The following is a 13,551-nucleotide window of genomic DNA, read 5'->3' as shown; positions in this document are numbered from 1 at the left end:
CTACGGCATGCGTATGTCTAGAAAGAAACGTCATAAATATCATTTTCACCCTCTATTTTGGATGACATGGACACTGTTGCTTATTGCCATTGGTGGTGTAGTAGTATGGATGCAGCAAGAAGGGCTGCAGCTAAATGTAAATCAGTCACCTCCAATCGCTCAGCATAAAGCTTTGGAAGAAGTACAGGGCCAAAAGAAACCAGTAACGAGTGATGCTGCCAAGCAGCCAAGTCAAGCCCCGCAGGCACCGAAGGGCAACCAAGTAGTAGGAAATACAGCGAGCAAGAAGGATAATAATAAACAACAATCTGTCTCCCCTCATGAGCCGATCAACCTTGTGTTTGCTGGAGATGCGATGATGGATTGGTCGGTAAAAGAGACGATCCGCAAGAAAGGCACGGATTATCCCTATGTTCATGTGAAATCAGAAATTGAAAAGGCCGATTACGCCTTTGTTAACTTAGAAACAGCCATTACAACGCATCATGTAAAAGATACGAACCAGCTATATAACTTCAAGTCTGATCCAATCGCGTTAAAAGGATTGAAAAATGCAGGTTTCGATCTCGTGTCGATTGCCAATAACCATACGCTTGATTTTATGGATAAAGGATTCCTTGATACGCTCAAACATTTAGAGAAGGCGAAACTTCCCTATGTGGGTGGAGGAAGAACAGAAGAAGAGGCATATAAAGCACATACGGTAGAGTTGAATGGTAAGAAAGTGAAGTTTTTAGCCTTTTCGCGATTCATCCCTCAAACATATTGGTTTGCTAATGGTAACAAGCCGGGTATTGCTGAGGCCTATAATAAATCAAGTGTACTACCAGTCATTAAGCGTGAGCGTAAAGACTGCGACTACTTGCTTGTGTACATGCACTGGGGTGTAGAGAAAGAGAATCGTCCTGCTCCTTGGCAGCGCACGTATGCCAAAGAAATTATAGATGCAGGAGCGGATGCTATCGTCGGCAGCCATGTGCACGTATTGCAAGGCTTTGAGTTTTATAAAGGCAAGCCGATTGCCTATTCCATCGGGAATTTTCTATTCCCCAATTATGTAAAGGGACGCAACGCGGATACGGGCTTACTGCATGTCACGTTGGATGACGGACAGGTGAGTATGGCTTTCAATCCGTACTATATCAAGAACGACCAGATTGTGAAGCGTGATAACAAATACGTTGAGAGTCAATATAACTATTTGGAGTCGATCTCATACAAGGCTGTGATGAACGCCAATCAGGTTGAACCTGCTGTAAAAGTGAGCCGATAATCGAACAATTGCAACTTCAGAGGATAAATGGAGTGCTTTACTGTCATCTTAGACAGGGAAGCACTCTTTTTTCATGAAAATGAAGCAGACATTTCTTTCAAAAACGAGCGGAAAAGGATATAATCCTGATAATTGCTACTTCGTAGGAGAGAATCATTGATGCACGATCAATCGAATGGGAATATAGAAATTACTCAAATATGCTTATTAGCTGGGAAAATAATGCTTGCGAGCGGGGCGGAAACGTATCGCGTAGAAGATACGATGATGCGGATCGCAGATGCTTATGGATATGAGAACTCCCACAGCTATGTCACTCCAACGGGCATCATTTTTGCGATTGATGGAGCCGTATCTACGACGCGGTTATTCCGGATCGCGACCCGTTCAACAGACCTGCAAAAGGTCACGTTGGTTAACGATATCTCAAGGGCGATCACGAGAGGCGAATTATCGCCAGAAGAGGCATACGAGAAGCTAAAGCGAGTGGATAACGCCAATTTGGCGTACCCAGTGTGGCTTCAGATTGTCGCAGCTGCGATTTCGAGCGGCTGCTTCGCCATTATGTTCAGAGGAACATGGCCGGACTTCTTGCCAGCGCTAATCGCAGGCGGAATTGGTTTTGTGTCCTTTATTTATGTACACAGGCTTATTCCAATCAAGTTCTTCGCTGAATTTATGGCTGCAACAATTATTGGCTTAACGTCTTATTTCTGTTATCAAACAGGGTTGGGTAATGAGTTGGATAAAATAATTATTAGTGCTGTGATGCCGCTAGTACCTGGACTTGTCATTACAAACGCTGTGCGGGATTTGATGGCAGGTCATCTTGTGTCAGGCTTGTCTAAGGGTGCAGAGGCATTTCTGACTGCCTTTGCCATTGGAGCGGGTATCGCTTTTGTCATGTCGATTTATTAACGAAAGAAATGGGGTAGGATTCCCATGCTCATCGAGCATTTGATTACAAGCTTTATCTCTTCAGCTGGTTTTGGCATTATTTTTAACGTGCCTCGAAAAACGCTGCTGCAATGCGGTTTTGTCGGTATGGCTGGCTGGTGCGTATATATAACACTGAGTCTCTTCATGGGTATTGATGTGATCCCAGCTACATTAGCAGCTGCGTTCTTAGTTGCTGTTGTCAGTCAACTGTTTGCGAGAATGTACAAGGTGCCTATCATTGTTTATAGTGTAGCCGGTATCATTCCGCTCGTGCCCGGGGGAATGGCCTACGACGCGATGAGAAAAATGGTGGAGAACAACTACACGCTAGCCATCGAATTGACGATTAAAGCTTTTATGCTGTCAGGATCAATCGCGATTGGCCTAGTCTTCTCTGAAGTCGTCAATCAGATTATAACGAAATATCAAGCAAGAGCGCGTTATTAAGCCGGATGAGCCAATCGCATGTAAGTGCGATGGCTGTGTCTGGCTTTTTCTCTTTCTTCGACTTACATAAACCTTATCCCACAAGACCATAGTAAGTTCTATCGGATATGGAAGGGATAAGCAGGATGGCCAATACGAAGCACCATAACAATCAGCGACAACGTTCATCTGAATCGGAACCAACAAATCATGCTCAACATATGCAGCATTCTCAACACCAATCATCAAGCGCTAAAATGCCTTGGTGGCGGTTATCTTTATTCGGCATCGGTTGTACATTAGGGACTGGCTTTTTCTTAGGCACGAGCATAGCGATTCAAAAAAGCGGTTATGCCATCTTATTGCTGCTGCTTCTTGCTGCAATAGGCACTTATTTTGTCTTACAGGCTTTAGCAAAGCTAACCGCTATGCAGCCTGCCAAAGGCTCTTTCCGTACCTATGCCCAGCTGGCATTCGGGCGCTGGGCTGGCTTTGGAAGCGGTTGGTTGTATTGGTCCTCCGAGATGCTCATTTTGGGCAGCTCGTTAATGGCCCTCGGACTATTCTCACAGCTGTGGTTCCCTAGCATACCACTATGGATGTTTGCTGCTGGCTATGCGGTGTTGGGGATGATCGTCATTTTCTTCGGCATAAAAGTGTTGGAGGCAACACAGAGTGTCCTCGCAATCGTAAAGCTAGCAGCGCTCATTATGTTCATTATTATTGGAGCAGTCGTAGCGTTTGGCTTACTCCAAGGAACGAATCCTGCTATTTCCTATGAACAGCTCACCCAGCGCTTTTTTTCATCCGGCGTGATGGGTATATGGAAGGCGTTTATTTATGCGTTTTACGCTTTTGCAGGTATCGAGGTAATGGGCTTGATGGCTGCTGAATTAGAACACCCAGAGGAGGCATCCAAGGCAGGCGGAGTAATGTTGGCAACGACTATTGTGCTTTATCTGGCTGCTATTGCCCTTGTCTTGTTGTGGGTGCCGTTGGATCGCCTGCCCGCATCGGAGAGTCCGTTTATTAGTGCCTTGAGATACGGCGGAATGCCCATTATCGTAAATATTTTTAATGGGGTGCTTATTATTGCAGGATTCTCATCCGTTGCTGCCTCGCTTTATGCCGTTACCATTGTGTTAGTAACCTTGGCAGAAGACGGTGATGCTCCGCGAAGGCTGTCCGATCAAGAAGGGAAGCGTGATTTCCCACTTTCCGCGTTAGGTGTGACTTGTGCGGGTACCATCGTTTCCATTGTACTGGCTTATTTCATTCCAAAGCGCATTTTCGAGCATATTACGACGGCAGGCGGTCTTGTCCTAATGTACACATGGGCAAGTGTAGTTCTCTCTTATTTGAAGCTAATAACCTTGAACTGGTGGGGGAAAATGCAGGCCATTATTGCTCTGCTGCTAATTGGACTTGCAGTCGTGGGCACAGTGTGGGACAAGTCGAGCAGGCCAGGGTTATTCGTCAGCCTGTTGTTCGTTGCGGTTATTGGAGGGGTTACGCTTATTATGCATCAGCGGTGGAAGCGAGAAGAAGCGCATTAACAGCATAATGCTCCAGAGATCGAGATGCGAACTGACCTCAGAGCATTATGCTAATCAACGGTTACAGTCCGCTCTTACTTACAGTTAAGAGCGGATTTTTTTAAATAAGTTTTTCATGTAGGAAAATGGGCACTTCGAAGGCAGCTCATCTTGGTCTCGTAAAAAATATTGCTTCCATTCCAAATTTCCTTCTTGTCCGTACCATTGTAACGATGAATGAATAGGGATCTCGTCATAATCAGCCAATCGCTTGCGTATGGCTTTCTTTAAGCTATTTCCAAGCGGGGTAGAGGCGTTAATGCTCTCAAATACCCAACGGGGTTGAAAGGCAAGGATAAAGTGTGAGAACCAGCGGCTGCGGCGTAAGACGTGAGCTGGAGTGGCACAGAAGGCGAAATAGGGCTCTCCATCGAAGCAAAACTCCCAGCTTGGCTGAGCAGGGTCCTTGGCGATATGGTCGGGCCAATCTTTTGTATCATGACTGCTGACACGGCTTAATAGAGACCAGAACAGTTCTTCGTATTGTTCGACTGTAGAACGACCAACCGAATCCTCAGGGGTATCGAACAGTACGACTAAGGAGGCATACGGACCTGTTTCTCGGGAGCACTCTCCATACTGCTGCAATAGAGAGGCCAAGTGGGCAGACGCATGCTCGGTCCTTGCATCATCAACGAAACCGAATCGCAAGCTGTCTGCTAGAAATCCAAGTCTTGCAGGTACACACGGATACGTGTTCTCTTTGTCAGCAACCATCTCTACGAAGTTGCGGTATGCATGCTGCTGCCACAAGGACAGTTCCAATAAATTAGCTTCGATCCAGCTCTTCGTGAGTAGTGTTGGAACAGACATCGTTCCACCTCCACTTTTTTTGCTACATCTTATGGAGTGGAGAGGAACTGGGTGACTGTCCCGATGAACAGTTTCAGAAAGGCGGTTAAGTCTGATGTTTATCCGAATAAAGACATGATTGCTTCTACACCGAAATAGATCCCAAAGCCAATAAGGGATAGTCCAGACAAAAGGGAGATCATTTGCAATACAAGTGAGTTTCCATATCGATACAACGTGCTAGCGAAGCCTGCCATAATGAAGTCCCATAATAAAATGCCGACGAAGATCCCCGCGCTATAAAATAAAATGTGTCCTACTCCTTGTGATTCTACCGTTTTAGCAAGTACAGCACCGTAAATGCCGAGCCAAAATAGTATGCTGAGAGGACTGGAGATGGCCATTAGAAATCCAGATAGAAATGACTTAGAAGCTGGCTCTGCACTGCGGTATTGCAGCGCATGCTGCTGTTGTTTTACGTTCATGAGTGTCTCAATCCCTGTATACATAAGGACAAAGAAGCCGAAAGCCCATAAAAATGTTTGCATAAAAGGTGTAGTAAGAAAATGGGCAACACCAAAATAAATAAGCAGCATAAATATGAGATCCGCTACCATAGCGCCTAGGCCGACAAGCCAAGCGTGCAAGAAGCCGTATTTCGCCCCGCGCTCAAGCTGGGCAGCATTTACGGGGCCAATCGGGGCTGATAGTGAAATGCCAAGAAATACATAGGTTAGAAATGCGTTCACAACGATCACTTCCCATCTCTTGCGAATAAGTGGTACAAAGTGTACAAGTCATCGTATGCATGGAATGATGGGGATAGACGTCATTTTAAGAAAAGAAAGGTCTTGATTATCCCTTGTCCACAAGGAATAGCCAAGACCTTATTTCGTATTATTTATTATGCAGTGTTAAGTATAAGATTAGATAACTAGCTTAGCCCGTCCAAATAGAGTAAGCCCAATGGTAGAGGGAGGTATCATTTGAGCTTAACGAGTTTCCGTTGTAGTAGACGCCAAGAGGGATAATGTCAAAGTAGTGTGTGGATACCGTCACATGCGAGCTGTATTGCCCAGCAGCTGGTTGTACGCCGTTAATCGTAACCGTAAAGGCACCACTCGGGCCTGTGTTTGTGCTTGCTTGATAGACTTTATTATTGATGACAGTCTGGAAAGCAACGGTGATAGGTGCGTTGAAGGCAGGTGCGCCAGAAGCATCGTAAGCGGTACCTGAAATCGTTATTGAATTTTTAAATCTCCATTTCAAGCCATATCCATAATTAATGCGTTGTCCGGCGTTGATATCGGATATTGTGCTAACGTGAGAAATATTTACGCTGGTAGGTGCTTTAAACTCTGTTATGGCTAAGTTGTATGTTTTTGTGGCATCAAAGCCAGATAAGGATTGCACACGAACATAGTAGGTACCTGCCGCGAAATTGGCGATAAGATCCTGATTCGTATTTTGATTAATCGTTCCTATAGATTGCAGGTTCTGATTGAATATTTGAGCTTGGTAGTTCGTATTAGGGGCAGTATTGTTAAATTTGAGGCGGAATGACTTCTGCGCTGTTACGGTAAGTTTAATCCAATCCTCATCAAACAAGTTATCAATCGTCTGGTTTACATTGATACCATTGGTAAGCGGTTTAGCCTTCCAGACGTTGTCATCAGGCTCGGCACTGTCATAAACAGGGGACTCTTGGATCGTAAATAAATACGGGTTGGTTGCATCAAAGCCTGTTTGTGCGTTGACAGCTACGTAGTAAATGCCAGCTGGAGCAATGCGGCTTAATAGCTCGTTTGTATTTGGACCATAAGAGGAGATTTCTTGTTCAACTAAGTTGTAAGTAGTCGTATCTAAGCGGAATAAATGCAAGTTGTAATCGACAGCTGCATTTTGTACGGTTTGCAAATAGACGGTTAGCTTTCCAGGATTGGTTGTCTGGAACGTATACCAGCGTTGGCCGTTCGCTTCGGCGATTGTATCGGAATAGACAACGGAAGTAACAACCGGAATTGCATTGTTCGGATTGTTGTGGATAGCAGAAGGTGTTGGATTGGTTGTAGCAAGAGGAGCTTGTGATGTGAGCGTAGATGTTGTCGTGTTTGTGGCTGATGTTTGTTGAGCTTGATGAAGTTGAAGCTTGTCCTGCTGAAGATGATCTGGTACGGCGTGTTGCTCAATTGAAGCGGTATTCAAGGCAGCCTGTGGAATACTAGGAGCAGCGGTGATTGGGCCATGCGGCCATAATACACTACCTAGCAAAGCGATGGACATCATGAGTGGACCGAACAACGAACCTTTTCTCATATAAACACCCTTCCTATTAAGTTGGTTACCTTACATCTTTCATATTCCATCTTTTTCTACTTGTTAGCAATAGGTTAAGTGAAATTTAATAATAGATGGCTTTGTTTTTGTCTTTTTAATGAAATATAGTAGCAGGTAGGTTATGCATAATAAGCGAGGGGGAGATATTTTGTCCGTGCAAATACAGAAGAGTCAGCGGATCGATACGATGGATATTATCCGAGGATTTGCGATTATCGGTATTTTTATCGTTAACTTTCCAGAGATGGTTGGCAGCGGTGTTTTATTTTATGATACAGCATTTGGCTCAGACGCCGTATTAAGATGGTTGTATGACTTATTTATTCAAACGAAGTTTTATACGATCTTTGCCTTTTTATTCGGAGCGGGTTTCCATCTCTTTATGAAAAGTGCGGAAAATCGGGGACTATCCGCAAATAAACTGATGAGCAGGCGTCTATTCCTTCTATTCGTAGTAGGGGTTGCTCATGTCGTACTGTTTTGGATTGGAGATATCTTAAATACGTACGCATTGGCGGGTTTAGTGCTGCTCCTTTTCTATAAGCGTTCGTCAAAGACACTCATCGTATGGAGTTTGGTTATGTTGAGTATGTTCAACGGCTTGCTAGCGTTGACTGCGTTCATGCCTGCTGATCAATATGCAGATGTAAGTGTACTTCTGCCGCATGTACCGAATATGAGTGAACGAATTAATTTCTTCCTTACATTTGGTTTGCCAAATAGCATATTGATGTTACTTGATATCGTAAGCTGCGCACTGATAGGGATATTCGCTGCCCGAAATGGCTGGTTTCAGCCTCGTGTGGAGCAGAGAAAGAACATACGAATTGTGCAGTGGAGTTCGCTTATCTTAGCAGCGTTGTTGTTTATTCCTATGGTGCAAGTTTTTATTGCTAACCCAACCGCTTATCAACCATCGGATGTAACGTTCTATACGCATGTAACGGGGAAAGTGATAGCGGTTTTCTATGTGTGTACATTACTGCGGCTCGTGGCTCGTTACGGGGTGAAACCTTTCCAAGGGTTATCTGCTTTAGGTCGGATGGCGTTCACCAACTACTTAATGCAAACCATCATTACGATGGGCGTGCTGCACTTCATTTGGCAAAATGCAGGGGCTGCTCCTTTGTGGATGGGGGCGATATTCGCTGTTGTTGTAGTATCGTTGCAAATATTATTTAGCCGCTGGTGGCTGAGACGCTACAATATGGGTCCTTTGGAATGGCTGTGGCGTGCTGGTACGTATGGCCGCTTTAGTCCGTTGCGACGTGCAGCACTTGGTAAGGAAACAGTGCAGCCGAGTACAGAGAGCAGCTCATCTTAGTTTATAGCCGTATATTTTTTAGATAAATAAAATGAAATAGCCATCCTCTTGATGGGTACCACGTAGTATGTACGGGATATCTTGAGAGGATGGCTATTTTTACTTTTTATAGTTTCACAAGTAAATGGTTATTGGATGAAGTAGTAATTTCGGTAGTTGGTTAGTTAGTCGTAGTGAAGAGTTGTACACAATGTCACCAACTTCGGGTGTTGTGTGCGTATTAATTATCAAGATTGGACAAATGCTCGGTTTTGGCCTGGAGTCTGGTCGTCCTAGCGCTTAATACATCAATTACGTGGTCGGTTTCCTCTTGCCGTTCGTTGATTTCGGTCACATTGCAGTCAATTACTTTCAAGAGAGCAATTACATCCTCTTGCTGCTGCTGTTCAATACGATTTACGGTTTCTTTGATTCCCGCAATATCTGACTCCATATTGGACACTGTGGATTCGATGCTGCCTATTCTTGACTCCATATTGGTCATTTTGGACTCCATGTTGTCCATTCGCGACTCCATACCGCTCATTCTGGATTCCAGGTCATCAATTTTAGTCTCGATGGTATCTACTTTAATCTCGATGTTACTTACCGTAGAATGCAGACCTTCCACTTGAGTCTTAATTTGCAGCAAAATATCTAATACCTGATTGTTTTCCATGCTTGTTCCTCCTCAAGATTTGATGGTTCAAATGTTGTTGTGAAAGCTCGTACCGGGTGCAACAAAAAATAGGGTCGGTCTTCCTCAACATCATGCTCAAATCATGAATTGGAACCGTGATCTTAGTTTACTTGGATCTTGGGTGATCATCAACATAAAAGCTGATCATTTTACATTTTGTTTATATGTTTTTTTGCTACTCGAGCAGGGCTGCATGCGCAACCGCTACGATTGAATCGCGTAGCGGTTGCGCAGCTTTAGCGCCATCTCCCGAACTTGCGCAGGTTCGGGGAGATGGAACATGGATGCCGCATCGGCAATAGCCTGCGGCGATTGCCGTTCACGGATGACGCGCTTGACCGCGTCCGTGAACGCCTGCGCGGCATCCGGGCCGAGTCCAGTGAGCTCGGCCAAGCTCGCGGTGCTGTCCGCTACCACCAGTGGGTGGTCGGACGGCGCAGCACCACCAAGAGCGGCTCGGTCATAAAAGTCGCGTACCAATTGGGCACGCGCCTGCCCCGAGCCGGCGGCGATCACGAAGGCTTGGACGATAAAAGCCTTCGTCTGTCGACGCTGCGCAATGCCGCAAAACTTCAGCCCGTCGATACTCAAGTCGTAATCGCCCGGGCAGAACGCTCCGGCGATCTCACCTTTAGCGACTCGCTCGCCCTGCGCTTGCAGCGCAAGCTGAATCAGCTTGTACATCCGCTCAAAGTCGTCGTGAAAATGACGATCGCTCAAATCCGCCTTTGGCAGGATAAGCGAAATATTCACGACGCCAAGATCGAGCGGAACCGCTGCTCCGCCAGAATGGCGCACGGCTGTATACATGCCTTGCGCTTGCAGCCAGCGCTCCGCCTCAGCTGCCTGCGGCAGACGGCTGTCGCGCAACCCCATAATAAAGGCCGCTGGATGCCGCCACAGATGACAGATGGGCGGACCGCCCTGCCCTGTATACCGGCATAGAAGCTCGTCCAGCGCAAAGGAGTAGAGCGCATCAGGCTCTTCGATTTCATGTGTACGATCGAGCAGCAGCATATTGGCAAATTCGCTGCCGAATATATTGCATGTATTTACAGGTTTAGTATTCTTGTTACTATCCATAGCAGTCATCATAAACAGTCCTCGCATTGGGTGACATTAGGAAAAGATTATACCCATCGTAGCATGGCTTGATACAGGTAACAATCCCTTGGTAGATCCATAATAATATGAGTAATAGACAGAAAGTTGGCTAAAATATAAGAAATAGAGAGTATAATTGGTTTTAATTTTTATAAAAGGCTGAATTTCGTTGATTTATGGATAATATGACTGAATTTCGTGTTTTCCATTTTTTAATCACGTGATATAATACTCGTAATAGTAAAGGGGAGTAGCTCCGTAATAAAGTCGTCATTACGTGACCTTAGGGTCTCCGGCTTTATTCACAACGCTGGACGTTGTTGCGAGACCTTTGCCAATCGGTGAAGGCGTATCCTCTTGGAATACGTACGTGTGCTGCCTTCACCGCCGTATGAACGGGGTGGAGGTTTTTATATGCCTTCACATTGGTTACATCTAATACATGTATGATTGACAAAGGAGGAGTTACAATGGATGTTGGTTTGTTGTTACAGTACGGCTGGGTATTGCTCGTACTCATCGCGCTTGAAGGTATTTTAGCAGCCGATAATGCGCTCGTTATTTCTATTATGGTTAAACACTTGCCTGAGAAAGAGAGAAAGAAGGCGCTCTTCTACGGCTTGGCTGGAGCATTTGTATTCCGCTTCGGTTCCTTGTTCATCATTTCCTACTTGGCAAATGTGTGGCAGGTGCAAGCGATAGGGGCAGCGTATCTTCTCTTTATATCGATAAGCTTCATGGTGAAGAGGTACGTGCTCAAGAAAGACAGTCATCAGAAGGACGTAAAGGAAAAGCAAGAGAACTTCTGGGTTACGGTATTAAAAGTAGAGTTGGCAGACCTTGCGTTCGCGGTTGATGCAATCTTGGCGGCAGTAGCGCTTGCGATTACATTGCCAACGACGAGCTTGCCTCCAATCGGCGGCATGGATGGTGGACACTTCCTCGTTATTTTGGCAGGTGGTATCATCGGACTCGTCATCATGCGTTTCGCAGCATCTTATTTCACGACATTGCTTCTTAAACGTCCGGGCTTGGAAACAGCTGCATTCCTTATCGTAGGATGGGTAGGCGTGAAGTTGACGGTATCTACGCTTTCACACCCTGATATCGGTGTATTAGCGAAGACATTCCCGAAAGATCCAGTATGGAAGCTTATCTTCTGGGGTGTTATGATTACTATCGCTGTAGCTGGCTGGTTCATGTCGAAGGAGAAAGTTGAGCCTAAAAATGAAGCAGAGGCTCATCATTAATCAATAAATCTATTTAACAAATAACAACGAGGTCTGCAAGTATGTAGTGAGAAGCCTGCAAGGGAAGCTCATTTGCATACGAGCAGACCTTTATTATTTTGAAAGTGTCAGAACTATCTAAAAAGGGAATCCATTTTCGGAAGCGATTGGTGTTGAGGACATGTTTCTACTATAATAAATGAGGTAAGCTGACATGCACTTGTTCATGCAAGTATTAGGTTGTATAGGAGGAGAAGCGATGTTTGTCGTAACGAACACTATTCGAATCATGGCGGGACATGGAAAGCAGGTGGCAGAGCGCTTTGCTGCAGCGCAAGGTGTACAGCAGATGCCTGGCTTTATACGGTTGGAAGTATGGCTTGGCGAAGGTAAGGAAGGGGAAGAAGAGCTAAAAGTATGTACCTTGTGGGAAAACGAAGAATCTTTCCGCAATTGGACAGCGAGCGAATCTTTCCGTGAATCACATCGCGGTGGTGGGGAGTCGAAGCAATATATGCTTGGAGCTTCATTGAATAAGTATGAAATGGTCGTATCCAGTCAAGCATAGCACTGTAGTTACACTTCAAATAGAAGCATTTGCAGTAAGTACTTAATAGAGCAGCACAATAACACCGGGTTTAGGCATCAGAGTCAGAAGGAGAGAATAATGATGGAATTTAAAAATAAAGTAGCTCTTATTACAGGCGCAGGTAAAGGAATCGGTAAGGCGATTGCTCATGCCCTTGCAAAGGAAGGTACGAACCTTGGTCTTATCGCGCGCACGAGCGCTGACTTGGAGAAGCTTCAAGCTGAGCTTCAAGAACAGTACGGTATCCGCGTAAGCATCGCGTCGGCAGATATTGCGAACCAAGAAACAGTTGATCAGGCGGTTGCTGCGCTCGTAGGTGAGCTAGGCCAAGTAGATATCCTCATCAATAACGCAGGTATCGCTACGTTCGGTACGCTTGTGGATATGGATCCAAAAGAATGGGAGCGTATTATCCAAGTTAACTTGATGGGTACGTACTATGTAACTCGTGCGGTACTTCCTCATATGATCAGCCAAAACAGTGGTAACATCATCAACGTAGCTTCTACAGCTGGTGAGCGCGGATTCGCGACAGGCTCTGCCTACAATGCGTCCAAGTTTGCGGTTATGGGTATGACAGAAGCGCTTATGCAAGAAGTGCGTAAGTTCAACATCCGTGTTACAGCTCTTACACCGAGCACAGTAAATACAGAGTTGGCTACTAGTGCTGGCCTTAAAATTGGTGACGAGGATCGCATGATGCAGCCTGAAGATGTGGCTGAACTTGCACTTGCGACATTGAAGCTGCCTGCACGTGTATTTGTAAAAACAGCAGGTATTTGGACGACAAACCCTCAGTAATACGCATCCATCTACGCTATTGTCGTAAGTATGGCTATAGCTTTAGAAGAAACAGCCTTAGTTCGGGATTCAACCGAGCCAAGGCTGTTTTGCGTTTATTGGTTGTTGTTGAAGGTAGATTGTTCTTTGTTCAGCTGTCGTTCGAGATGAGCATTTCCCCATTCATGCATTAAATGAAGAACAGGCTGAAGTGTCATCCCATATTCCGTAATCGAGTATTCCACGCGTGGAGGAACTACTGGGTATACGACGCGCAGGATGATTTCCTGTTCCTCCAGTTCTCGCAGCTGTGTAGTCAACGTTTTTGTTGTAATGCCAGCAAGAGCACGCTGGAGATCACTGAATCGCTTCGTACCACCGAACATCAAGTGCATAATGATGAGAGGTTTCCATTTTCCAATCAAAATATGAAGCGTATTTTCGACTTTGCATAGATCAGGATCTTTCTTCTCCATGCCTATCC

Annotated in this window: 14 protein-coding genes; 8 read left to right on the top strand and 6 right to left on the bottom strand. The window is 45.3% G+C overall.

Annotation, left to right across the window (positions count from 1 at the left end; all coding sequences use genetic code 11):
• Positions 1–7: 7 nt before the first annotated feature.
• From FPZ44_RS18010 to FPZ44_RS17995, 4 genes are all read left to right on the top strand, one after another.
• The gene (locus tag FPZ44_RS18010; RefSeq protein WP_144992357.1) at positions 8–1,273 is read left to right on the top strand and encodes a CapA family protein; all 1,266 of its coding nucleotides are present in this window, start codon (positions 8–10) and stop codon (positions 1,271–1,273) included.
• A gap of 159 nt (positions 1,274–1,432) precedes the next feature.
• Positions 1,433–2,191 (top strand): threonine/serine exporter family protein, encoded by a 759-nt coding sequence (locus FPZ44_RS18005; protein ID WP_144992355.1) that lies wholly within the window; start codon positions 1,433–1,435, stop codon positions 2,189–2,191.
• Positions 2,192–2,215: 24 nt separating this feature from the next.
• Positions 2,216–2,659 carry a threonine/serine exporter family protein gene (locus FPZ44_RS18000; RefSeq protein ID WP_144992354.1) on the top strand — a complete coding sequence of 148 codons (444 nt, stop codon included), beginning with the start codon at positions 2,216–2,218 and terminating at the stop codon, positions 2,657–2,659.
• Positions 2,660–2,859: 200 nt separating this feature from the next.
• The gene (locus tag FPZ44_RS17995; protein ID WP_144992754.1) at positions 2,860–4,194 is read left to right on the top strand and encodes an amino acid permease; all 1,335 of its coding nucleotides are present in this window, start codon (positions 2,860–2,862) and stop codon (positions 4,192–4,194) included.
• A gap of 84 nt (positions 4,195–4,278) precedes the next feature.
• On the opposite strand, the gene FPZ44_RS17990 is transcribed toward FPZ44_RS17995, so the two are convergent.
• The 3 genes from FPZ44_RS17990 to FPZ44_RS17980 form a co-directional block, all read right to left on the bottom strand.
• On the bottom strand, positions 4,279–5,046 hold the full coding sequence (locus FPZ44_RS17990; protein ID WP_144992352.1) for a YqcI/YcgG family protein: 768 nt from the start codon (positions 5,044–5,046) through the stop codon (positions 4,279–4,281).
• Positions 5,047–5,144: 98 nt separating this feature from the next.
• Positions 5,145–5,774 (bottom strand): LysE family transporter, encoded by a 630-nt coding sequence (locus tag FPZ44_RS17985; protein WP_144992350.1) that lies wholly within the window; start codon positions 5,772–5,774, stop codon positions 5,145–5,147.
• 190 nt (positions 5,775–5,964) lie between these two features.
• Positions 5,965–7,341 (bottom strand): carboxypeptidase-like regulatory domain-containing protein, encoded by a 1,377-nt coding sequence (locus tag FPZ44_RS17980; RefSeq protein ID WP_144992348.1) that lies wholly within the window; start codon positions 7,339–7,341, stop codon positions 5,965–5,967.
• A 175-nt stretch (positions 7,342–7,516) separates the two neighbouring features.
• On the opposite strand from FPZ44_RS17980, the gene FPZ44_RS17975 reads away from it, so the two are divergent.
• On the top strand, positions 7,517–8,686 hold the full coding sequence (locus FPZ44_RS17975) for a DUF418 domain-containing protein (protein ID WP_261378427.1): 1,170 nt from the start codon (positions 7,517–7,519) through the stop codon (positions 8,684–8,686).
• Between the two features lie 220 nt (positions 8,687–8,906).
• Here the strand turns inward: FPZ44_RS17975 and FPZ44_RS17970 are convergent, their stop codons facing one another.
• Together FPZ44_RS17970 and FPZ44_RS17965 are read right to left on the bottom strand one after the other, a co-directional pair.
• Positions 8,907–9,344, bottom strand: coding sequence for a hypothetical protein (locus FPZ44_RS17970; RefSeq protein ID WP_144992344.1), 438 nt, complete (start codon positions 9,342–9,344; stop codon positions 8,907–8,909).
• 225 nt (positions 9,345–9,569) lie between these two features.
• A complete protein-coding gene (locus FPZ44_RS17965) occupies positions 9,570–10,382 on the bottom strand; it encodes a lipoate--protein ligase family protein (protein WP_261378426.1) in 813 nt (270 codons plus the stop codon).
• A 557-nt stretch (positions 10,383–10,939) separates the two neighbouring features.
• On the opposite strand from FPZ44_RS17965, the gene FPZ44_RS17960 reads away from it, so the two are divergent.
• The 3 genes from FPZ44_RS17960 to FPZ44_RS17950 all read left to right on the top strand — a co-directional run bounded on the left by FPZ44_RS17960 (position 10,940) and on the right by FPZ44_RS17950 (position 13,088).
• Positions 10,940–11,719 (top strand): TerC family protein, encoded by a 780-nt coding sequence (locus FPZ44_RS17960; RefSeq protein ID WP_144992342.1) that lies wholly within the window; start codon positions 10,940–10,942, stop codon positions 11,717–11,719.
• Positions 11,720–11,957: 238 nt separating this feature from the next.
• A complete protein-coding gene (locus FPZ44_RS17955; RefSeq protein WP_144992340.1) occupies positions 11,958–12,266 on the top strand; it encodes an antibiotic biosynthesis monooxygenase in 309 nt (102 codons plus the stop codon).
• Between the two features lie 102 nt (positions 12,267–12,368).
• Entirely contained in the window at positions 12,369–13,088 is a 720-nt protein-coding gene (locus FPZ44_RS17950) for a 3-ketoacyl-ACP reductase (protein ID WP_144992750.1), read from the top strand.
• Between the two features lie 95 nt (positions 13,089–13,183).
• Here FPZ44_RS17950 and FPZ44_RS17945 read toward each other — a convergent pair whose 3' ends face one another.
• The gene (locus FPZ44_RS17945; protein WP_144992338.1) at positions 13,184–13,543 is read right to left on the bottom strand and encodes a winged helix-turn-helix transcriptional regulator; all 360 of its coding nucleotides are present in this window, start codon (positions 13,541–13,543) and stop codon (positions 13,184–13,186) included.
• Positions 13,544–13,551: the final 8 nt, after the last annotated feature.

Origin of the sequence: Paenibacillus agilis (genome assembly GCF_007786455.1) — a bacterium.
GTDB classification, from domain to species: domain Bacteria; phylum Bacillota; class Bacilli; order Paenibacillales; family Paenibacillaceae; genus Paenibacillus_B; species Paenibacillus_B agilis.
The sequence above is the reverse complement of the archived record's forward strand: the minus strand, read 5'-3'. Positions and strand labels throughout refer to the sequence as shown.

Excerpts from the sequence above, each read along its gene's own strand:
- FPZ44_RS18010 (WP_144992357.1), top strand. The coding sequence starts at position 8 with ATGCGTATGTCTAGAAAGAAACGTCATAAATATCATTTTCACCCTCTA.
- FPZ44_RS18005 (WP_144992355.1), top strand. The coding sequence starts at position 1,433 with ATGCACGATCAATCGAATGGGAATATAGAAATTACTCAAATATGCTTA.
- FPZ44_RS18000 (WP_144992354.1), top strand. The coding sequence starts at position 2,216 with ATGCTCATCGAGCATTTGATTACAAGCTTTATCTCTTCAGCTGGTTTT.
- FPZ44_RS17995 (WP_144992754.1), top strand. The coding sequence starts at position 2,860 with ATGCAGCATTCTCAACACCAATCATCAAGCGCTAAAATGCCTTGGTGG.
- FPZ44_RS17990 (WP_144992352.1), bottom strand. The coding sequence starts at position 5,046 with ATGTCTGTTCCAACACTACTCACGAAGAGCTGGATCGAAGCTAATTTA.
- FPZ44_RS17980 (WP_144992348.1), bottom strand. The coding sequence starts at position 7,341 with ATGAGAAAAGGTTCGTTGTTCGGTCCACTCATGATGTCCATCGCTTTG.
- FPZ44_RS17970 (WP_144992344.1), bottom strand. The coding sequence starts at position 9,344 with ATGGAAAACAATCAGGTATTAGATATTTTGCTGCAAATTAAGACTCAA.
- FPZ44_RS17965 (WP_261378426.1), bottom strand. The coding sequence starts at position 10,382 with ATGCTGCTGCTCGATCGTACACATGAAATCGAAGAGCCTGATGCGCTC.
- FPZ44_RS17960 (WP_144992342.1), top strand. The coding sequence starts at position 10,940 with ATGGATGTTGGTTTGTTGTTACAGTACGGCTGGGTATTGCTCGTACTC.
- FPZ44_RS17955 (WP_144992340.1), top strand. The coding sequence starts at position 11,958 with ATGTTTGTCGTAACGAACACTATTCGAATCATGGCGGGACATGGAAAG.
- FPZ44_RS17950 (WP_144992750.1), top strand. The coding sequence starts at position 12,369 with ATGGAATTTAAAAATAAAGTAGCTCTTATTACAGGCGCAGGTAAAGGA.
- FPZ44_RS17945 (WP_144992338.1), bottom strand. The coding sequence starts at position 13,543 with ATGGAGAAGAAAGATCCTGATCTATGCAAAGTCGAAAATACGCTTCAT.